General features: G+C 64.9%; 19 protein-coding genes. 4 read left to right on the top strand and 15 right to left on the bottom strand.

The window, feature by feature from the left end; genetic code table 11:
- The first annotated feature begins 175 nt into the window (after positions 1-175).
- Entirely contained in the window at positions 176-961 is a 786-nt protein-coding gene (locus EJP69_RS20360; protein WP_170217191.1) for a DUF932 domain-containing protein, read from the top strand.
- 406 nt (positions 962-1,367) lie between these two features.
- Positions 1,368-1,994 carry a type IV toxin-antitoxin system AbiEi family antitoxin domain-containing protein gene (locus EJP69_RS20355; protein ID WP_240652243.1) on the top strand — a complete coding sequence of 209 codons (627 nt, stop codon included), beginning with the start codon at positions 1,368-1,370 and terminating at the stop codon, positions 1,992-1,994.
- A gap of 4 nt (positions 1,995-1,998) precedes the next feature.
- Here EJP69_RS20355 and EJP69_RS20350 read toward each other — a convergent pair whose 3' ends face one another.
- Positions 1,999-2,394, bottom strand: a complete 396-nt coding sequence (locus EJP69_RS20350; protein WP_240652242.1) for a helix-turn-helix domain-containing protein — start codon at positions 2,392-2,394, stop codon at positions 1,999-2,001.
- A 478-nt stretch (positions 2,395-2,872) separates the two neighbouring features.
- Between EJP69_RS20350 and EJP69_RS29910 the strand changes: the two genes are divergently transcribed.
- Together EJP69_RS29910 and EJP69_RS20340 are read left to right on the top strand one after the other, a co-directional pair.
- The gene (locus tag EJP69_RS29910; protein ID WP_240652241.1) at positions 2,873-3,439 is read left to right on the top strand and encodes a hypothetical protein; all 567 of its coding nucleotides are present in this window, start codon (positions 2,873-2,875) and stop codon (positions 3,437-3,439) included.
- Positions 3,432-4,520: a relaxase/mobilization nuclease domain-containing protein gene (locus tag EJP69_RS20340; RefSeq protein WP_177213767.1), complete on the top strand. Its 1,089-nt coding sequence runs from the start codon at positions 3,432-3,434 to the stop codon at positions 4,518-4,520. The genes EJP69_RS29910 and EJP69_RS20340 overlap by 8 nt, the downstream gene beginning before the upstream one ends.
- A 51-nt stretch (positions 4,521-4,571) precedes the next feature.
- Here the strand turns inward: EJP69_RS20340 and EJP69_RS20335 are convergent, their stop codons facing one another.
- From EJP69_RS20335 to EJP69_RS20270, 14 genes are all read right to left on the bottom strand, one after another.
- Positions 4,572-5,282, bottom strand: a complete 711-nt coding sequence (locus EJP69_RS20335; RefSeq protein WP_093208690.1) for a TraX family protein — start codon at positions 5,280-5,282, stop codon at positions 4,572-4,574.
- A 28-nt stretch (positions 5,283-5,310) separates the two neighbouring features.
- Entirely contained in the window at positions 5,311-5,550 is a 240-nt protein-coding gene (locus tag EJP69_RS20330) for a hypothetical protein (RefSeq protein ID WP_093208693.1), read from the bottom strand.
- 19 nt (positions 5,551-5,569) lie between these two features.
- Complete coding sequence (locus tag EJP69_RS20325) at positions 5,570-6,682, bottom strand: LPD7 domain-containing protein (RefSeq protein ID WP_126472283.1); 1,113 nt, start codon at positions 6,680-6,682, stop codon at positions 5,570-5,572.
- Positions 6,683-6,751: 69 nt separating this feature from the next.
- Complete coding sequence (locus EJP69_RS20320) at positions 6,752-8,656, bottom strand: type IV secretory system conjugative DNA transfer family protein (protein WP_126472282.1); 1,905 nt, start codon at positions 8,654-8,656, stop codon at positions 6,752-6,754.
- Positions 8,622-9,701, bottom strand: coding sequence for a P-type DNA transfer ATPase VirB11 (virB11, locus tag EJP69_RS20315; RefSeq protein ID WP_240652239.1), 1,080 nt, complete (start codon positions 9,699-9,701; stop codon positions 8,622-8,624). Before virB11 ends, EJP69_RS20320 begins: the two co-directional genes overlap by 35 nt.
- 37 nt (positions 9,702-9,738) lie before the next feature.
- Complete coding sequence (virB10, locus tag EJP69_RS20310) at positions 9,739-11,070, bottom strand: type IV secretion system protein VirB10 (RefSeq protein ID WP_093208703.1); 1,332 nt, start codon at positions 11,068-11,070, stop codon at positions 9,739-9,741.
- Positions 11,067-11,897 carry a TrbG/VirB9 family P-type conjugative transfer protein gene (locus tag EJP69_RS20305; RefSeq protein WP_093208706.1) on the bottom strand — a complete coding sequence of 277 codons (831 nt, stop codon included), beginning with the start codon at positions 11,895-11,897 and terminating at the stop codon, positions 11,067-11,069. The genes virB10 and EJP69_RS20305 overlap by 4 nt, the downstream gene beginning before the upstream one ends.
- A complete protein-coding gene (locus tag EJP69_RS20300) occupies positions 11,894-12,616 on the bottom strand; it encodes a VirB8 family type IV secretion system protein (protein ID WP_093208709.1) in 723 nt (240 codons plus the stop codon). Before EJP69_RS20300 ends, EJP69_RS20305 begins: the two co-directional genes overlap by 4 nt.
- A 153-nt stretch (positions 12,617-12,769) precedes the next feature.
- Positions 12,770-13,834: a TrbL/VirB6 family protein gene (locus EJP69_RS20295; RefSeq protein ID WP_240652238.1), complete on the bottom strand. Its 1,065-nt coding sequence runs from the start codon at positions 13,832-13,834 to the stop codon at positions 12,770-12,772.
- Positions 13,834-14,073, bottom strand: coding sequence for a hypothetical protein (locus tag EJP69_RS20290; RefSeq protein WP_126472281.1), 240 nt, complete (start codon positions 14,071-14,073; stop codon positions 13,834-13,836). The genes EJP69_RS20295 and EJP69_RS20290 overlap by 1 nt, the downstream gene beginning before the upstream one ends.
- A 17-nt stretch (positions 14,074-14,090) precedes the next feature.
- Positions 14,091-17,327, bottom strand: a complete 3,237-nt coding sequence (locus EJP69_RS20285; protein WP_240652237.1) for a VirB4 family type IV secretion/conjugal transfer ATPase — start codon at positions 17,325-17,327, stop codon at positions 14,091-14,093.
- 24 nt (positions 17,328-17,351) lie between these two features.
- Positions 17,352-17,717, bottom strand: a complete 366-nt coding sequence (locus EJP69_RS20280) for a VirB3 family type IV secretion system protein (RefSeq protein WP_093208719.1) — start codon at positions 17,715-17,717, stop codon at positions 17,352-17,354.
- Between the two features lie 11 nt (positions 17,718-17,728).
- Positions 17,729-18,106 carry a TrbC/VirB2 family protein gene (locus EJP69_RS20275; RefSeq protein WP_240652236.1) on the bottom strand — a complete coding sequence of 126 codons (378 nt, stop codon included), beginning with the start codon at positions 18,104-18,106 and terminating at the stop codon, positions 17,729-17,731.
- Positions 18,103-18,669 carry a hypothetical protein gene (locus EJP69_RS20270; RefSeq protein WP_126472280.1) on the bottom strand — a complete coding sequence of 189 codons (567 nt, stop codon included), beginning with the start codon at positions 18,667-18,669 and terminating at the stop codon, positions 18,103-18,105. Before EJP69_RS20270 ends, EJP69_RS20275 begins: the two co-directional genes overlap by 4 nt.
- Positions 18,670-18,699 lie beyond the last annotated feature (30 nt).

Here is an 18,699-nt window from a genome sequence, read left to right as displayed (position 1 = left end):
TCGGCGGCCCTGAGCGCTGCGCTGCCGCGTGAGCCCGGGGTGACGCAGGCAATCCCGCCTGCACATCACTCAGGAGCTCCTCATGACTTCATCCATGCCTCTCTCCGCGTCGTCTGTTTTTTCCTCGTCTTCGTTTTCGTCCTCCTCCTCTCCAACGACTCATGCCTTTGCGGCCATGAAGTCCCTGTCGCCGCAGGAACTCGCGGCGAGCGCACCGGCGGTGTTCGCCGAGGAGGCCGCGGCCTGTACCGGGCCGAAGTATGTCTTCATCAGCACGCGCGAGATCGTTCGCGCACTCGGGGAGGCGGGCTTCGCACCGACGCTGGCGGTGCAGACCCGCTCGCGCCGCGGCGACGCGGATCGAGAGGGCCATGCGCTGCACATGCTGCGCTTTCAGCCGGTGGTGCAGTCGCTCTCGCTGAGCGACGTGCTCGGGGAGATCGTGCTGATCAACTCGCACGACGGGCGCAGCGCCTACCAGTTGCGCGCGGGGCTCTACCGACCCGTGTGCACCAACGGGTTGCTCACCGCGATCGGCGACTTCGGGCTGGTCCACGTGAGCCATCGCGGCAACGTGGTGGCGGGCGTGGTCGAGGCCGCGCATCGGATTGCGGGCGACTTCGCACGGGTGGGCGAAGCGGTCGAGGCGATGCGTGCCACCGTCCTTTCGCAGGCGCAGCAGCTGGACTTCGCGCGTGAGGCGCTGGCGCTGCGCTATCCGGGCCAGGGCGAGCCGCCAGTGCAGCCTGCGCAGTGGCTCGAGCGGCGGCGTTTGGCCGACATCGGTGACGATGTCTGGCGGACCTTCAATGCGGTCCAGGAGCACGTGCTGCGCGGCGGCGTGTGCGGCCGCACGGCCACCGGCCGCGCGATGCGTACACGGGGCATCGGAGCCATCCGCGAGAGCGTGCGGCTGAACACGGGCCTGTGGCGCCTGGCGCTCGCGCGCATCGGCCGCTGACGCGGCGGGCCGGAGCTTCGGCTCCGGCCCTTTCCTTCTTGCTTACGACCTCCGACGGACCGCAGGCGCCGAGGCATCTGGTTCGTTTCTTGATGGAGCGGTGATGGAATTTACCTGCGAGCTGTCCATCGATTGTCCCGTGGGCAGACCGTGGGCCTCGCGAACTCTTTCTTTCCAAGCACCGGGAGTACGGACATCAGCATTTTGGAAAAAAACTGGCGGCTTCCGCCCGCGCAGTTGAATGCAAATCTGGCCGCACGAGCGTGGGCAGGTGGCTGGGGCCATGCGTGGATCCTCGATGAGGGTGCGTGTTGCCCGGTCCCCGGTGCGAATGTGCCGCTGTGCGTCGTCGACGCCACGCTCTCATGTTCCTTGATTTCGTCAAACGCTTGCAGGTGACGGTGACATGGCCCCTGCTGCCCGGATCATCCTGCTGGACACTCACACCCGACGCATTCTCGATTTATTGGCCTGCAAGGGCATCTTGCGACCGAAGGATCTCGGCGCCCTTGCGGTGCCCCGCAGCGCATTGGCGCGTCTGAGCGACGCAGGTCTTCTGGAGAAGGTGGGGCGCGGCCTGTACGGCCTGCCCGAACGCTGTGGTTGCGAGCACGAGACCTGGCGTGCCGTTGCGACCCAAGTTCCCCGGGCGGTGCTCTGTTTGCTCAGCGCACTGCAATTCCATGAGTTGACGACACAGCCGCCGCGCCAGGTCTGGATCGCCATGCCGCGCGGCAGCCACACGCCGCGCATCGGGCATCCGCCGATCCGGATGATTCGGGCTTGCGGCGACGCCTATTCGGCAGGCATCGACGTGGTTGAGCGCGAGCAAGTGCGACTGCGTGTCTATGGCGTGGCCAAGACAGTGGCGGACTGCTTCAAGCACCGCAACAAGATCGGCCTGGACGTGGCGCTGGAAGCCCTGCGGACTGCGCGCATGCAGCAGAAGGCCACGGTGGCCGAGCTCTGGCACTACGCCAAGATCTGCCGCGTTGCGAGCGTGATGCGTCCCTATCTGGAGGTGCCTGGATGAGTGGTCATCGCGCCGCGGCGGTGCGAGCTACCCGTTTGTTGTCGCCAAGGTGCGCTTCGACGATCCCGATCCGCTCCGGAGGCACGACGGATAGGGGTGGCACTGCCGGTGTGTTCAGGTCGATGGCAAGCCCCAAGGCCTCCAGCACATTCATGTACGCCCCCATCGTGACCGAGGGCACGCCGCGCTCGATCCTGAGCAGTGTCATGCGTGAGATCTTTGCGGCTTCAGCGACTGTCTTGGCGTTGATCTTTAGCGCCTTGCGACGCGCGTGAATGCGCTGTCCCAGCAAGGCGAGACGGTGGTCCGCTGTGGCAATGAGGACGGGGGACGGGGAGGGCATTCGGTTCTTTGAATCGGTCCAATACGGCTGAATCTTTCCATCGAGCCGGCGTCCCATTGTCTCCTTGTCGCAGGAGGCCCGCGGGAGAGGGATCGGTACGTAGCAGCGAAACCCCTCCCGCCATGTTCGGCATGCCGAACATTGCGAGGGTCATGCAGGATATCTGCCGCAGCCGCGGCAGGCATTCGGATGGATTGCTTGCGCACCTGCCTGAGACAGCGATCAAGGTGATCGCCATCCATCACGGCGACTGCCGTATTGCCTGCTCGCTTTGCGAGCATCTTTTTCCGTGTCGTTCCAAACCTCCAGCGCAAGTCCGGCAGACATGGCCGTTCCGAAAAAGAAGGGGCGTGTGACGCGTCGAATTGACCGGATGGTATCCCGCTGATCCTGAAGCCGTGCGCTGGCTTGTTTTGAACCACGGACCGTGCGAGCAGAGCATGGAGAGGAAGATTGAACGGGGAGTGGAGTCCTTGTGCGGCTATGAGGGCAGGATAGACTGCCGTCAGACATTGTTAACAGCCAAGGCGTTGCGATGACCAAGCCCTCTCGATCGAGCGTGATTGGGACCCGGGTGCCGCCCGAAGCGAAGGCGCGGTTCGCCGCGCTGGCCTCACATCATCAACTCAGCGAATCAAGCTTCCTCTCCAGGCTGATCGACGATGCGCTGACGGTGCACAGTCCGACGGCGCGTATTGCCCCTGAACAACCCGGCTCGCCCGATGCAACGGTCCGTGGTGTTGCGACGGATCGCATCACGTTGCGACTTCGCCTAGAAGACCGCGTATTGGCGGCGGAGCGTGCGAGCGCCCGTGGCATGAAAACAGGCAGCTACCTGGTCATGCTGATTCACAACCATGTCCATGGCTCGGCAGTGATGCCGCCGACCGAACTGGACCAGATCAAGGCCGTCAGCGCTCAACTGGCAGCGCTGGGAAGGCAGCTTCGAATGTTCGGCATGCCGAACACTTGTGCGCAGCCGGTGGCCGTGGAACTGGGCGACGTGGTCGCCATGGTCCGGCGGGAGGTGGAGGCTGCACGTGAGGCGACGGCCGCCGTGGTGCGCCGAAACCTCGTGAGCTGGGAGGCCGTCCATGCCTAGGCAGACCCTGCGTCTGGCGCGAAGCCGTGTTGGACCGTCGACCGGCGCCGAGCGCGACATGGCGTTGGACATCGTGAGCCATGGACGGCGAGGGCCCGGCGGCAAGCTGCGCTTCGGCGCAGACGAGCTCGCACAGATCCGGCGCACGGTGGGTCGCACGCCCGAGGTGATGGTGAAAGTCTCTGGCGGTGGCCGCGACGCCGGCGGCGTCCGGGCGCATCTGGACTACATCGGGCGGCACGGCAAGCTGCCGATCGAGACGGACGAGGGGCTGAGGCAGCAGGGGCGAGGCGCGGCCAGCGAGATCACGCTGGACTGGCAGTTAGACCTGTGCAGGAGCCAGCACAAGCCGAGGCCGACTCCGGGCCAGAAGGACACCCGCGCCAAGCTGGCCTACAACATCGTCCTGTCGATGCCGGCAGGCACACCACCAGAGAAGGTGCTGGCCGCGGCGCGTGTGTTCGCGCGCGAGAACTTCGCGCTGCAGCACCGTTATGCCATGGTGCTGCACACCGACCAGCCGCATCCGCATGTGCACCTGGTGGTCAAGAGCGAGCATGAGTTCGAGCCTGGCAAGCGCCTGTACATCCGCAAGGACACGCTGAGGCAATGGCGCGAACAGTTCGCTGCCTTGATGCGCGAGCAGGGTGTGGCTGCCAATGCGACGCCACGGCAGGTGAGGGGGCAGATCCGAAAGCCGCACAAGGATGCAATCCATCATCGGCTCCGGGCGCTGCAGGCATCGAGGCAACTATCGTCTGACGAACGGGCCAGGTGCCCATCACCGAAGACATCGACCTTCATGCAGACCAAGCTGAGCAGCGTGCTGCGGATTCTCCAATCAGGAGGGAAAGGTCTCGATGCCGGTCAGGAGAAGATGCAGCACACCCGAGGAGAGGTGGAAGCAGACTGGCGCGCAACGGCCGATCTGCTGCGAAGACAGGGAGACGACGAACTCGCCGCGCAGGTGGATCGATTCGTCGCACGCATGCCGACCGTTCAGACCGATGCACGACAACTTGCGGAGCGCTGGAAGGAGCAGGCAAAAGGCCGGACTGCGGAGCGTTCCGTCGCCAGGTGACGGGAATCGCGGGGCCGGTAGGTCTTGTTTCGTGCAGTCCCTTCAGGTGGATCACATCGGCTGCAGCACGCTGGCAATCAGCGAGAGGTGCGTTGGGTAGAAAGCGTAGAAGATCCAGCGGCTGCGCGGCATTGGGATATCGACCTGACTCGCTCCCCAAATCAAGAGCAGCGCGGCCAAGGCAGCGAAGTTGCCATTGATGATTGCGAGCGAGGCCGTCGCCAGGACCCACCCCAGCAGTTGCAGATGGCCAGGCTTGCGCAGGAAGGCCCAGGCGCCCAGGCAACTGAGCAGCGCTGGCCACCAGAATTCGACCATCGCACCACCGAAGACAAAGGCAATCAACGCAGTGCAGCGGCGAAACCATCCACCTTGTCCGAGTAACCAAGCGATCAGCACCGCCAGCAGGAGCGTGGCGAGGATGTTCAAAGGCCACCAGCCCACCAGATGGACGAAGGGAGGTGTGGCCAGCAGTGCAAAGATCGCCAGACGCTTCATGACTCGCAGATGCACACCGGCTGCAAGAGCGTTAGGGCGCGCCAGATGGGCCATGAGCACGAAGCCGAAGAGTGGCATTGCCATGCGCCCCAGAGCGTAGAGCGCAGGGATTGCCTCATGCAGCAGGTACTTGTTGATGTGGTCGCCCGTCATGAGCACCAGGCCCACCCACTTGAGTGCTTCAAGCGAGCCTTCTGAGACCGTCCAGCAGGTTGTTGGCGCCGGTTGTTTAACCCGAGTGCATGCTGTTTGGCTTCGTGACATGACGTGTAGGCTCGGACTATGGCGCGGCTCAATACGCAGGGCGCTGATCGATGCCGTCGTCCCGCAGCTTTTGCCACACGGCGCTGTACTGCGCGGCGAGCGCCGGTACAGTGCGGACGACCAGCACGAGCGGCAATGCCAGGCTGGGCGTGAAGGCCGCCATGTACGAGAGGGGCTGCACAGGCGCGCACGTGGGTGGCGCGCCTTCCGCGAGCGCCGAAGGCAAGAAGATGCAGGAAAAGCCCGCGGCGAAGGCCGCGAACTTCAACGCCGCACTCGGGAGCCGCCTAGAAGCGCTCATGGCTCGGCTCCTCGTGATTCCGTGCCGTGCGCTGACGGACGTGCTGTGGCACATGGTCAGGCCGCCGGTCCGGAAGGTGGATGGATCGGCCCTGTGCCAGCGCGTCAGCCATCCGCTCACGGATCAGCTCCATGAGCCGCTGCTGTCCACCCTGATCGCTGGTCAGGCGCCGGGCGTACTGCTCGGCCAGTCTGAGGCATTGCGCGGCCGCGTGCAGTTCCGGGTGCTCGGCCGGGATCGCGTCGGCCTGCAGCTCTCCGCTGCGCACCTGCTGGGCAGATCGTTCGATCGCGCGAAGGTGGTCCGGCGTTTCGATGCTCCATCGGGTGCGTTGCGCGACCACCTTCTTTTCGCCGACCATTTCGCCATGCTCGTTGTGGGTCGCCACGCGGACATTGACTGGATGGGTACCATGCTGTGTGAGCACGACCTGATCCCCGATGCGCGGCTGCGAAGCCGACTCGACAAGGGCGCGCTCGAGGTCCGCGCCCCAGATGGTGCGATCGCCGCCTTCGGTGCGAAGTTGTACGTAGAAGGACATGCGCGCGCTCGGATCGAACCGGTATGGCGCTGCGGCGGCCGCCATCAGCATGCCTTGGATGCGATGTCTCGATGAGCCATTGCTGCCGGGCACCGATACCGCCTGTGGCGTCGGCTTGCGTTCAGGCTCCTGTGAGGGTTGCAAACCCTTCAGCGCACGTTGAACCTGAAGTATTTCAGCCGGAGTCGGCTTGTAACCGTGGACCTCGATTCCGTGCAGTGTGGCCTCGCGCCACATGCCTTGTCGGAAAGACTCGGTACCCTTGAGCTTGAGCACCCGCCAGCCGCGCGCCTGAGCAATCGCCACGACGCCTTGCAGCGCCGCGCGGTTCTCGGTTCGCACACGGATGCGGTTGCCGTCGTCGATGAAGGCCAGGGTGCGATCCGGGAAGAAGTAGCGATCGTCAATGCGCAGGTAGAGGCGCTCGACCGTATCGGGGACCTTGTGGCGGCCGCGGCCCGCAGGAGGCGCGCTTCCTTCGGCTTCGCCGGCAAAGTCCTGCGAATCGGTGTCTTCAGCGCCGCTCGCGGCTTTGTCTGAGGAGTGGTCTTTGGACATGGGCTTCCTCCGGATGAGTGCTGCACGCTGAACGATCGGGCGATCCGAGGTGCATCGAAGTGATATCCATCAGTCCAGGATCCGTGCCACGAACTCGTCGGCGTGGCGCCGGAGCTCCTCGTCGCTGAGTTTCTCTGCGGGAATCACCACGTCGCCAAAGTCGAAAGAGAAGTCTTCCAGCTTCAGGTCGCGGCCCGCCGCTTCGTTGTCAAAGGGGGTTGGGTTCGCGTTGGCCATTCCCTGCTCAGCACCGGGCGTCGCCGCCCGGGAGTCGCTGGTGGCACAGCCGCGATGATCCACATCCAGCTTCGGCACCGGTGGTGGCGGCAGTTCGCGCTTGGCGAAGAACTTGTCACGAAAGTAGAAGATGCGGCGCGCGAGCACCGGCCGCAGTCCCTCGTAGAACAGGATCATCCGATCCGGTCCAAGCTCCTTGACTTCCTGGGGCAGGAGCAGGCGGCGCGCCTGTTCGCTGATGCTGACCGTCGTCGCCTTGCCGGAACCTCCCGCGCCACCCCACATCGGCCGGCTCACAGTCTTCTGGCGAACGGTACAGGTGCCCAATTCGCGCGAAATCGCCTCGGCGTCCTCGTACTCCTTGGGCGGGAACACGATGCGCGCGGCCAGCATCTTGCGGATCGACTTGGCGCCTTCGATGCCGTACTTCTCGATCAGCTGCGAACCGGACTGGACGATGACGACGGTGCGCACGTTGTAGCCAGGCAGGAAGGCCGTGGATTCGGCGATGACAGGGATGCGGCCGAGGGCCGGGAACTCGTCGAGCATCAGCAGGAGCTGCAGCCGAAGCTCGGGATTGGTTTCCGGGAGTTCCCGCGTCTGCAGGCCGATGGCCTGCTGGAAGAAGAGGTTGAGCAGCGGCTGCAGCCGGGCGATGTTGTCGGGATTGATCTGCACGTAGATCGAGATCGCACGCTTGCGCAGGTCGCGCAGATCGAAGTCGTTGGCCGAGGTGGCCGCATCGATCATCGGGTTGAGCCACAGGTCCAGGCGGCTGGTGAAGGTCTTGCGGATGCTGGAGGCGGTGGTCGGCGCAAGGTCGATCACGTCGTAGAGACTTCGCACCGCCTGCTGCGACAGGGGATAGCCGGCGCGCTCGCAAGCTTCGATCACGCGCTTCCAATGCTTCTGGAAGCCCTCGGCATCACTGGCCATTCCCTGGCGCAGCACCTCGCCCAAGGTGCGCGTGCTGCCTTCGGTCTCGAAGAGGTAGAGCGCGATGCCCAGGAACAGGGAGCGGGCCGACGAGGTCCAGAACGGATCGCCGGCCAGCGGGTCGGGAAAGAGCATCGTGCCGATGCGCTGGAGGTCGTCGATGCAGCGGTAGGGGGACCCGGACACGTAACCGAGCGGATTCCAGCGCGCCGAGCACTCGTGTTCCGACAGGGGATCGAACAGGTGCACCTGCTGACCATGCGCGGCCCGGAAACCTGCCGTGCGCATGAAGTTCTCGCCCTTGATGTCACTCACGATGGCGGAGCCGGGCCAGTTCAGCAGGTTGGGGATGACGACGCCGACACCTTTGCCGCTGCGCGGTGGCGCCTCGAGCTCGACGCCTTGCTGGCCGGGCAGGACCAGGTAGCGACGGCCCAGGTGCCCGAGGATGATGCCGTTCTCCTTGAGGAGGCCCGCCCTCCCGATCTCGCGCCGGGTGGCGAATCGGGCATCGCCGTGCAGGGGCCGGCGCCTGGGCAGCATCGTCGCCCCTACCAAGCCCAGTAACAGGACCTCGGAGGCGAGCAGCGTCGTGACCAGCGCACGCCGTACATCGGGCCGCTCGCCATGGGCCTCCCAGTACTGGCGAAGCGTGAGCAACGAGGCCTCCCGCGTCGGCAATCCCATGGCCATCAGGAAGGCATGGGCCGCGACATACAGGCCGACCACCGCCGCAGCCAGCAGCGCGACCGAAATCCTGAACAGGCTAGGCAAGCCCTCGGAGCTTGGTGCCTGGGTCATACCAGATCTCCTGCACGATGCGCCGCTGCCGGCCGTCTTGCCTGTCTCTCGCACATTGCACGACGATGTCCACGCTCATCTGTGCCAGTTCCACCCCCTCGCGGGTGCTCATGCCGTGGCCCGCCTGGCTGCGCTTCATGAGCTGCGCCAGCGCCACGAAGGCCAGCTCGGCGCTGTCCGCATGCACGCTGGTGATCGAGCCGGGGTGTCCGGTGTTCACGGACACCAGGTAGTCGTAGACCTCCTCGCCCGTGCGCAACTCGGACACGAAGACCCGGTCGGGCCGCTGCCGCTTCGCACTGGCCAGCAACTGGCCGGGCGTGACCTCGGCCTGACCCTGGGCGCCCTGCGAGTAGAAGAGCCTCACGTGATTCGGCTGATTGCGCAGCGAAAGCTCCATGACGTCCTCGATGGTGACGAGACGGTCCTCGGCGGGCACCTCGAGGATCAGTGCTTTGCCCACCGTCGTCTTGCCGGAGCCGGTTGCACCGGAGAGGAGGATGTTCTTGCGCAGCTGGACCGCACGACGCAGGAACGATACGAACTGCATGCGCGCGAGGAGGTCCACCAGTTCCTTGTCTTCGATGGATCGGGGCGTGACATCGGATGACCGGGCTCGCGTCGCGGGAGCGCTGCGTGTCGGCGCGAAGAGGCGCATGCCTTCCAGGTCTTCGAGCGTCCAGAGTGCGTTGGACGGACGCCGGATCGTGATCGAAACGGTCTGCGCGAGCGTCGCGGGTGGGAGCACGACCTGAATCCGTTCGCCGCCCGGCAGGGTGGCGGACAGCAGGGGCTCGTTCGCCGAGACGCGCTGCCTGGTGAAGTTCGCCACGAGCTTGGCAATGGACATGCACCAGTCGAAGCTGGCAAACGGCAGTGCCTCACGGGTCCAGCCAGACTGCCGCTCCACGAAAGCCGCGCCGGGCGCGTTGATGCAGATCTCGGTGACTTCGGGATCGTCCAGCAGGCGATTGAGCGGGCTCAGGAAGAGGGCGAGGGACGAGGGCGGCTCGATGGACTCGGCAGCAGGCGCGGGTTCTCGCATGGCTTGTCCGCCTTCTGCCGCGTGGCCAGGTTCCCGGTCAAGGCGCGGTGGGATCGGTTCGAAGCGCATAGACACCCCTGAAATCCACATCGCGGGCGACCAGAATCTGGATCCGCTCGCCCTGGTTCTTGATGACGGTAGGCGGGATCGCGATGGTGCTGCGCAATACCTCCGTGATGACATCCCGATTGCCCTGGGGGGCGAGCACCACGCCGCCGCCGCTGGCAAGACGCGCGCCGCGCTGCTGTTGAGCGGCGATGGCTTGCATCGTGCCGTCGATCACCGAGATCAGGAGCGCCGCGCCGAAGCGGTCCCAGAAATGGGTGTCCACGAATCCCGGGAGGCCGTTGCGTCCGAGCTCATCCGTGCCCGGGGAGGCCAACTGGACCACCACGCCAGCGGGGGTGCGGGCTTCGTTCCACACGACGAAGACCCGGCCCTGCCCCTGGCGTGGAACGCCGCGCTGTTCGCCGACGTATTTCGTGCCGCGTTCCAGCAGCACGACCCTGCCATCGGCACCGTAGATGTCGCTGCTGCCGATGCAGGTGGCCATGCCTTCGTAGGTGGAATCGATGGCTGTTTCCAGGGTGCAATCGATGAACGTGCCCTTGGGCAGCAGCATGCGCCGCGTGGGCAGCAGCTGGGCTGACACCGCTGGGGTGGAGGTGGGGCGAAGGCTGGTTGCGAGGCTGCTGCCAGCGGGCGTCGGCGAACCGGCATTGGGAGCCTGCAGCGCCCCGATCAACTGCGCCATCCCGGGAACGCCGCCGGGCACCAGGATCGGCTCCGCCGATGCTGGTGGTGTCATGGCTCCTGTGTGCAGCGGCGCCTGCGTACGCCGGAGCACGGGAAGTCCCAGCTGACGCTCCAGCGCGATCTGCTCGGTCGTCTTTGACGGCGGACTCGTGTTGGTCACTGCTGGCGAGGGCGGTGTGAGCGGGCCGGGTGTCATCGGCACCGGGTCTGGCGGAGTCCCGGGAATGGCAATGCGACCCAGCGGCGGCACCTTCATCTCCCCGCCGGCACGAACTGCGCTCGCCTTTCTCGCGGCCTCTTCGGCATCCCGCGTCTTGGTGTACTGCGTGCTGTAGTACCAGAACAAGAATCCGGCGCCCAGCAGGATGATCGTGGCCAGTGCCAGGAAGCCGCTGATACGGGCCTGGATGGAGCGCTCGCGATTGACCGACGGGATGGTGCGCTCGCCACGGATCGTCGTGCTTGTTCCGGCCGCAGGATGCGGCTCGCGCGGTGAATCCGAGGTGCGCCGTGAAGACAGAATCTCTCCGGTATCCGGGTCGATATCGGGTACATCGGATGCCTTCGGTGTCTCGACCCGGGTACCATGGCGAGGATGGTCCGGAACGCTCATGGACCCTCTCCCGTGATGACGCGTTGCACGCCAGGTGCCGTGGTGTTGGTGGGGGCGCGCGCGCCACTGCCGGCGAAGGACTGATTGACGATGCAGCCGACCAGCTTGCCGCGACGCACCACCAGGCGACGTGCCACGCGGTGGACAACCACTTCGTCTTCTTCGACGTGGAAGTTCAGCAGCGATTCGGAGCCATCGTCGTTCCGGACGAAGAGGGCCGGAAAATCCGAACTCGACCGGAAACGCAGCCGGGTGTGCACGCCATCGTCGTAGGCGCTCACGGGTTTGAGTGAATCGCTGCCGCAGAACCAGTAGTCGGCGTTGCGTGGCCGGTTGACCGTCTCCCGATTCAACAAGGCCTCCGCACGGCGGCGCTCCACTTCCTTGGCCGCAGCGCGGGCTTCGTCCTCCGGATAGACGAAGCGCACCGAGTAGATCATGCGCTTGCTGGCCACGCCCGTGGACGTGGCTGCCGAAACGGCGTAGTCGAAGTGGTAGACCCGTCGATTGGTCAGCACGGTGAAGTTGGTGGAAGCGCTTGGCTCCTTGGGCTTGATGAAGAAGTGATTGCGCTCGGTGCCGACGTCGAAGGCACCGTTGTCACCCGAGCCCAGGTTCACGAATTCTTCGCCCTCAGCGAACTGCAGATGGATCTGGTAGCCGACGTAGCCTTGGAGAATGATCACGTCATCGGCGTTGTAGGCGACCACCCGCACCCGCGCGTCGACCTTGCCGGCCGGTGGCACGGTCGCTGCTGCAGCAAAGGGTGTGGCGAACGCCAGCTCCGCCGCCAAGCCGATCGCGAGTTGTGCACTTCGGCGTGTCATCGCACATCCTGCTTGCCGGGTGCCGCGCCCATCGTGGCGACTTCGGGCTCTCGCCGATATTCCACGACACGAAAACCCAATGGATTGAGCGAGCGCGTCTTGTCGTCCTTCGACGGGCGGACATAGGCGAAATCGATCGTGGAAACCCAATGACTGGCCTGCTCCTCCCCGTTGCCGCCCGCGCGCGTGGAACGGGTAAAGCGCACCTGGGCCAGTCGGTCCTTGCCGCTGTCCAGCTTGAGGAAAGTGATCGAGCGCACCTGCGTGCGAATGGAGGTGCCGTCCTTGTAGGCGTTCAAGGGCGAGGCTGGGTTGTCGGTGGCCCACAGGCTCGCCCATTCCTGGTTCAGTCGCGGCGAGTTCTGGGCGGCGACCAACTCGTAGTCCGCCTCCGCGGTGCCGTAGAAGTAGCGCTCGCGTGCGATCACGTAGTTCTGCAGGAGGTTGCGGGTCACCAATTGCTCGATATCGGCTGTTCCTTCGTAGGTGGGCACGATATCGACGATCCCGCTGCTGCTGTCGACCCGGATGAGAACAGGGACGGGCTGCTTCAGAGGCGTAAGGCCGGCGACGGCGGCGGCCGCGAGGACCGCGATGACAATGGACACACTGGCAACGATCCACGCGACCTTGGCGGAGTGCTCCGCCCGACGCGCGCGGTCGAGTTCCCAGCTCTGGGCCTCGAGCAGATAGCTTTCCGGCGCGGCGTCACGGCGCATTGACTGCTCCCGAACGCGGCGTGCGGGCCGGCGTGTTGATCGGCGTGAGCGGACCCTCGCACTCCGGTGGCTGGGGTGGACGGGTGCCGCAGGCCGCCAGGAGAACGGCCAACATGATGAGCGCGACGCAGGGTTTCATCGCATGCACCACCGCTAGCGATTGCGGGAGGAACTCGGCATGACCCGTTCCCTTGGAAGGACCGTACCGCCGCGGCGCGATGCGCCGATCTGGCCGACGGAGGCTATGCCGGCACCTACGCGATTGCCTGCCAGACGGCGGAATGAATCCCACCGCCCGCCAGGTTCTCGACGGAGGCCGTCGAGCAAGCCGCGACCGAATTCGTTGCTGGTTCTCTTCGTAGTGCCGAGCCCCCATTGAAGCGTTCCGCTGATGACACCAAAGGTGCTGAGTGCGACACCGCTTGCAAGCCCTGCTGCGATCGGCATGACTTGGCGCATCACCAGGAAGACCAGGGCTGAGGCGATGCAGACCCTCGCGCTGGCAGCAATGGTGATTCCTGCGCCCGTGGCCGCCGCACTCGCCGCATACGCCTTCACAATGTTGAGAAGCAATGCGGCGGCGAGCACGGTGAGCACGCCGATGAGCGCGTAGTTCGCCAGCTGTGCGGTCCAGGATTCGAAGAATCGCCGGGTGGCATCAAAGAAGAGCAGGATGATGAAGACCGGACCCAAGGCAAGCAGGATCGCAATGGCCACCTTCGACAGACCGAGCAGGAAAGCCGTCACGACAACAGTCAGACCGACCAGCAGATAGACCAGGAATCCTGCGATATAGAACGCAAAGTCGCGATCAAACACACTTCCCTTGTTGAGGAGCTGTTCAGCAACCGCCGTTCCGTCAAGCCAGACCTGATCAATCACATTCACGACAGTTGTGGTGCCGACGAAGGAGGCCGCCAACTGCTCAGGTGCCCGATAGAAGGTGTCCGTGATGACCTGGTTGTAGGTCCACAAGCGCAGCCCTGCACCGAGGACGATTGCGATGGTGAGGATGCGCTTGACGCCCTCCCAGATGGGCTCCTGGATTCGCCCGGCGAGGCTGAGGCTGCCCCAGATCATTACGTAGACGGTCGCGAGCGTCACGGCGGCGGGCTCGATGGCGGACGCGACCCGCGCCGAGTGCGTGCCAACATAGTTGGTCAGTTGACTGTCGAGCCAGGAGAAGAATTGAGCAAAAAAGCCCATGATCGAGATCACTAGTGAGCGTTGCCCTGCGGGATGGGAACCGGCTTCAGGTCGCGCGTGCTGCCGATATCAAGTTTTTGCTGCGTCAGTTGGCCGCCGTTCGGGTTCAACGAAGAAGCTGGCGAAACGGCCGGCTTCGCGTTTGCTGAGGGCGCGGTCTCTCTGGGCCGATGATGGAAGAGTCGACACGCCCCGACTCCCGTTGCTGCGGTGGAGATGCCCGCGAGGAGCATCAGGACCGTCTTCTGCATGGATAGGTCCTGCATGCCTAGTAGGTGACGGCGGGAAGGCCCCTTGTCGAGCCAATGTCCGAAGCAGACTGCTCCCGAATGCGCTGCTTGCGCGTGAGCTCCTCGGATTGAGCGATCTGATAGAGGCTCTGCAGCTTCGTCTGTTCATTGGTGAGCATGCTCTGCTCGGCCTGGATCCGAGCCTGAAGGTCCTGGATGGCCTTGGGGTCCTGAGCGGTGGCGATGCGGTTGATCAACTGCTGCAGCGCCGAGAAGCGCTGACTGGTGTTCTGGTAGGCACTTTGCGTCATTCCGTTGAGGAAGGCCGCGGACTGCCGACCCTGCTCGACGATCTGACGCAGCTCGGGGCTGAGCGCATCCATCTGCGTCCCGGAAAGGACGCTGTTGGCTTTCATGATCGACTGGACATGCCCGGCCAGCCCGGTGTAGCTCGCCGATGAGCCATTGAGCGTGCTCATCAGTTCGCCGTACGTGGGCGGCAGGTAGTTGCGTGCGTGCTCCGGAATCGGCAGCAGTTGCTCCATGCCTCGCGTGCCGGTCATGGCGCCGTAGGTCTGGGCCAACTGATCCTTCGAGGCCTTCAATTGGTCGTACTGCCTTTGCATGGAGGAGATCTGCTGTTGCCAGTACATGATCTGCTGCATCAGGTTGGCAACGGCCGTGACGTCGATCACCGGAATGCCGGCCTTCGCGCCTGGAGATGCCGTGAACACCGTCGCGGCAAGAAGGAAAGAAAGGAAAAGACGCCTATGCATGGGAGACCTCCAGGGCGAGGTTGAACGGGCGGGATGGATGGCCAGGGCCGCGCGGAAAGGGGCCAGCCACTGGTCGGGCTGGGGCCCGTATCTCTCGATGAAGTCGCGCATGAGGCGGACGTTGCCGGTGCGCCCCGAGATGACATGCAGGACTTCGTCGAATCCTCGCAGATCGAGCTGCGCGACCACGCTCGCATGGTTCTGCTTGATCAGAAACTGGCGCGAGCCAGGTTCGAGCTCCTGCTTGATGAGTGCGAACTCCCGGTCCGTGAGGTTGAAACCCTGGGTGTATTCGTCGTAGTCCGCATCCGGATTGGGAAACAGGATCTTGGTGGGCGTCTGCTCGACGATGGTCCGCGCGATGCTGGATCCCAGCACGTGACTGGTGCTCTGGGTGAAGGTGGCGATGTTCGCGTTCTTCTTGCGCCAGGTCTCCAGGCCATTCTTGGCGAACTGCGTGAAGGCTGGGTCGCCGAGGAGCTTGGCGAACTCGTCCATCCAGCACACCAGGGGGCGGCCGTCCACCATCTGGTGGACCAGATGGAAGAGGTACATGGTCAGCGGCGCGCGGATCGTCTCGTTGTCGAGGAAGTCGGTCACGTCGAAGCCGACCAAGGCGTGACGGGCAAGCAAAAGGGTCATCTCGTCGTGGTCGTTGTCGAAGACCCAGGCATAGTCCCCGCGTTCCGAGTCACACCATTTGCGAAGACGCGCGTGCATGCCCTCCGGATCCGTGATGTCCAGGAAGGCCGCGAGCCGTGACAGCCGCCTGAAGGGGCGCTCGAGCTTGAGCGTGCCATGCAGGGCCTGCTCAAGATCGTCTTCCTGGCGCACCGTCAGGAGGTCGTTCGGTGTGCGCATGACAAGGCGCTTGAGCCAGTGCCTCATGAATTCGAGGTTGTCCGGAACGGACGCGTCCAGCTGCAGTGGATTGCAGCCGGTGGGCGCGCCGTTCTTCAGCGGCAGGTATTGGCCGCCCAGCGCTCGCACGAGGATGTGCAGTCCCTCGTCCTTGTCGAAGATGATCTGGGTGGCGTCGAGGCGATTGCAGATGGCGACCATGCAAAAACCAAGCAGGGTGGTCCGGCCGGAACCGATAGGCCCCAGGGCCGTGATGTGTCCCACATCCCGCCGGCTGCCACCTTCGGGGCTGCGCGGATCGCTGGTGTGCAGCGAGAAATGGTAGGGGGAGCCGGCCCGCGTCATGAACACGGTCAGCGCATCGCCCCAGTAGTTGCCCATCGCGCGGCCGGTGGGGAAATTGTGGAAGGGCGACATGGCCGCGAAGTTGCGGCTGGTGATGGGAGCCTTGCGGCTGCGGTAGGAGAAGTTCCCCGGCAACTGTGCCCAGAAGGCCGCCTCCAGCGCCAGGTCCTCCCTGGCCACCACCATGCCGGTGTCGCCCAGCAGGTAGCGAGCCCGGGCCACATGGTCGTTGAGTTGTTTCAGTCTGTGGACTCCCTCGGGCTCGCCGGCGGTGGTGTCGTCGTCGGACAGCACGTGGAGGCTGAAGTGATGGTCGCCAACCACGAAGCGATTGCTCATCAGGTCGTCGAGCGCGTCCTCGAGCTCTTCGGCCTGCGAGACCGCCAGGTCTCCAGCGGCCGCCATGCGGTGGTGCTGGCGGCTCATCATGTCGGTGGCTGTGCCCTTGGCGAGGAAGGTGAAACTCTGGGTCAGGACGAACGGAAACGGCGCCGTCAGCAGGGCGCTGAACATCCCCGGCGCGGTGGGCGTCGGATATTCCTTGATGCCCAGGAAGGCGCCGATGCGGGTTCGAGTGTCCGTTCGGTACTCCATGGCCTCGTTGCCGAAGAAGGGACGGGTGGTGGCCAAGGCTTCGTTCAGCGGCGAGCGAGGCAGTGGCATGCGCTGCCATTCCCCGTTGATCAGCAGGCCGTGGAACTCCAGCAGAGAGGAAAAGAGTGCATCCTTTTGCGGCAGCCTGTAGACGCCCAGCACCTCCGGGTCGTAGCGTTCCAGGGCCGCCAGGAGTTCCTGGCGCAGCTTGCCGCAGGCGTCGAGGGAGTCGCGCAGTTCCATTCGTGCACCCGCCGGATCCGCGCGCCTGAGAAGACGCAGTGCAGCGTCGCCGATGTGCGTGGGTTGCGGCCGGAAGACCAGCGACAGGTAGAGCTCGTTGACCATGAGCCGTTCGCTGGCCATCTTCTGGCGGTAGCGCTGCTCCACCTCGCGGGCGAAGCCAGGGACGGTCCGGCCCTGCGGGCACATGGTCTCGCGGCGCCGGATCACGTGGGTCCACAGCGCCAGGTTGGGCGAGGCGATGTTGCGCAGCAGGACGTTGAGCCGCTCGTGCCAGCTGTTGATGTCCTCGTCGTCCGCACTTTCAAAGGACGCACCGGCCAGCCGCAGTGTCTGGACATAGTCGCCCGCGCATGTCCGCACAACGTGTTCGTCCACGTGGGATGCGAGCGGGATCATGGCTGCGGCACGGACTTCGCGGCGCAGCGTCTTCTTGGAGCGGGAGAGCAGTGGCATCGCGCACGTCCCTGGGCTGGGCGTCTAGATGAACACGTCGGCGCAGCAGGAGCGCCGGCGGCCGCGAAGATCCGGCAAATCCACCACCAGCGGGCTGTACGAGCTGGCGCGCCAGAACCGCAGGTTGCCAACCAGAAGGGCTGGCAGACGCGTGCGTCCCCACAGCTGCAGCAGATCGAAGAACCTCGGCTCGTAGAGGCACACCAGGTAGAGCACCCCATGGACCGGCACGAAGGCCAGCAGCCAGGCGAGATTCGTGGTGACGATGAACGACTCGGTGGTGACGACGATGTTGAACATCATGGCTGCATAGGTCACGCCGCAGACCATCGGGGGCCGCGTCATGCCCACGAAGAGAGGGTCGGCGACGATGCCCAGGCAGCGGCTCATCTTCTGTCTCCTCAGACCCCGAACAGGCCCCGGATCCAGGACACGATCTGCGGACCGCCGAAGACCAGCACGGTCCCGATCACCACGGCGACCATCCACCACCAGCTCAGGCGTCCGAACCAGGCCATGGCCCCGGAAACCATCACGGCGACTGCCGCCAGCGGCGTCAGGATGGCCACCAGTTGCTGCTGAGTGGCGTTCGCGCCGGTGGCGAAGGGACTGCCTCCGAAGGCGATGGCGGGAAGGAGGGCTGCGAACACCGTGACCCGCAGGAGCGTGCGGCGGCTGAAGCGTCGACGGCCTGCATGCGCCGAGCTTGCCCCTGCCGATTCGGCGACGCCTCCGGCCCGGGTGGAGGGGGGCGAACTGTGAACCAGGTATGCGGTCATGGCGCTACTCCGGCAGATGGAAGGGATCGGTTTGCAGGCCCTGCCCAGGGTGCGGGTGCGGCAGCCGGCGATGCAGGCAGTCTTGCCGCCTGGCCGTTGCCGTAGACATCCCACCAGGGGGCAGGGGACTCGTTCCAGCCCGCGATCGCGCGATGCCGGCCGTGGCCGGCGACGGGCCTGGTCGGCAGGGCACGCCCGGTTGCGTGGACCATCGAAGCCATCTCCCGCTTGAGGCCTGCGATATCGCCGAGCAGGCGAGCATGTTGTTCGTCGGCTTCGTTGACGGCCTGCGTGTCGGACAAGGCAAGACGCTCGGCTCTGCGGCGCACGAGGCTTTCGAGCTGCCCCTCCGACTTTCTCAGCTCCTGGCGAAGAATATCGATGCGCTCCTTGTCGCGGGCTGTCTGTTCGGATGGGGCAATCACCTGCACCGAAGCGGGCAGGGGCTGGGCGCAGAGGCTTCCCGCACAGACCATCAGTCCGGCTGCGGCACGCAGCGAGAGGCAGGCTGCTCGCCCGCCTTTCAGCATGGTGCCAATGCAGTGACCATTCGTTGCTCGCATGGCCGCACTGTCTACCTGCGGTTGCGCGCG

The sequence above is a fragment of the Variovorax gossypii genome (assembly GCF_003965815.1).
GTDB lineage: Bacteria > Pseudomonadota > Gammaproteobacteria > Burkholderiales > Burkholderiaceae_C > Variovorax > Variovorax gossypii.
Note: the sequence above shows the minus strand (reverse complement) of the source record. Positions and strands in the feature narration are given on the sequence as shown.

What these genes read in the sequence shown, in the direction of transcription:
- EJP69_RS20360 (WP_170217191.1), top strand. Translation starts at nt 176, where the DNA reads ATGAAGTCCCTGTCGCCGCAGGAACTCGCGGCGAGCGCACCGGCGGTG.
- EJP69_RS20355 (WP_240652243.1), top strand. Translation starts at nt 1,368, where the DNA reads ATGGCCCCTGCTGCCCGGATCATCCTGCTGGACACTCACACCCGACGC.
- EJP69_RS20350 (WP_240652242.1), bottom strand. Translation starts at nt 2,394, where the DNA reads ATGGGACGCCGGCTCGATGGAAAGATTCAGCCGTATTGGACCGATTCA.
- EJP69_RS29910 (WP_240652241.1), top strand. Translation starts at nt 2,873, where the DNA reads ATGACCAAGCCCTCTCGATCGAGCGTGATTGGGACCCGGGTGCCGCCC.
- EJP69_RS20340 (WP_177213767.1), top strand. Translation starts at nt 3,432, where the DNA reads ATGCCTAGGCAGACCCTGCGTCTGGCGCGAAGCCGTGTTGGACCGTCG.
- EJP69_RS20335 (WP_093208690.1), bottom strand. Translation starts at nt 5,282, where the DNA reads ATGTCACGAAGCCAAACAGCATGCACTCGGGTTAAACAACCGGCGCCA.
- EJP69_RS20325 (WP_126472283.1), bottom strand. Translation starts at nt 6,682, where the DNA reads ATGTCCAAAGACCACTCCTCAGACAAAGCCGCGAGCGGCGCTGAAGAC.
- EJP69_RS20320 (WP_126472282.1), bottom strand. Translation starts at nt 8,656, where the DNA reads ATGACCCAGGCACCAAGCTCCGAGGGCTTGCCTAGCCTGTTCAGGATT.
- virB11 (WP_240652239.1), bottom strand. Translation starts at nt 9,701, where the DNA reads ATGCGAGAACCCGCGCCTGCTGCCGAGTCCATCGAGCCGCCCTCGTCC.
- virB10 (WP_093208703.1), bottom strand. Translation starts at nt 11,070, where the DNA reads ATGAGCGTTCCGGACCATCCTCGCCATGGTACCCGGGTCGAGACACCG.
- EJP69_RS20305 (WP_093208706.1), bottom strand. Translation starts at nt 11,897, where the DNA reads ATGACACGCCGAAGTGCACAACTCGCGATCGGCTTGGCGGCGGAGCTG.
- EJP69_RS20300 (WP_093208709.1), bottom strand. Translation starts at nt 12,616, where the DNA reads ATGCGCCGTGACGCCGCGCCGGAAAGCTATCTGCTCGAGGCCCAGAGC.
- EJP69_RS20290 (WP_126472281.1), bottom strand. Translation starts at nt 14,073, where the DNA reads ATGCAGAAGACGGTCCTGATGCTCCTCGCGGGCATCTCCACCGCAGCA.
- EJP69_RS20285 (WP_240652237.1), bottom strand. Translation starts at nt 17,327, where the DNA reads ATGCCACTGCTCTCCCGCTCCAAGAAGACGCTGCGCCGCGAAGTCCGT.
- EJP69_RS20280 (WP_093208719.1), bottom strand. Translation starts at nt 17,717, where the DNA reads ATGAGCCGCTGCCTGGGCATCGTCGCCGACCCTCTCTTCGTGGGCATG.
- EJP69_RS20275 (WP_240652236.1), bottom strand. Translation starts at nt 18,106, where the DNA reads ATGACCGCATACCTGGTTCACAGTTCGCCCCCCTCCACCCGGGCCGGA.
- EJP69_RS20270 (WP_126472280.1), bottom strand. Translation starts at nt 18,669, where the DNA reads ATGCGAGCAACGAATGGTCACTGCATTGGCACCATGCTGAAAGGCGGG.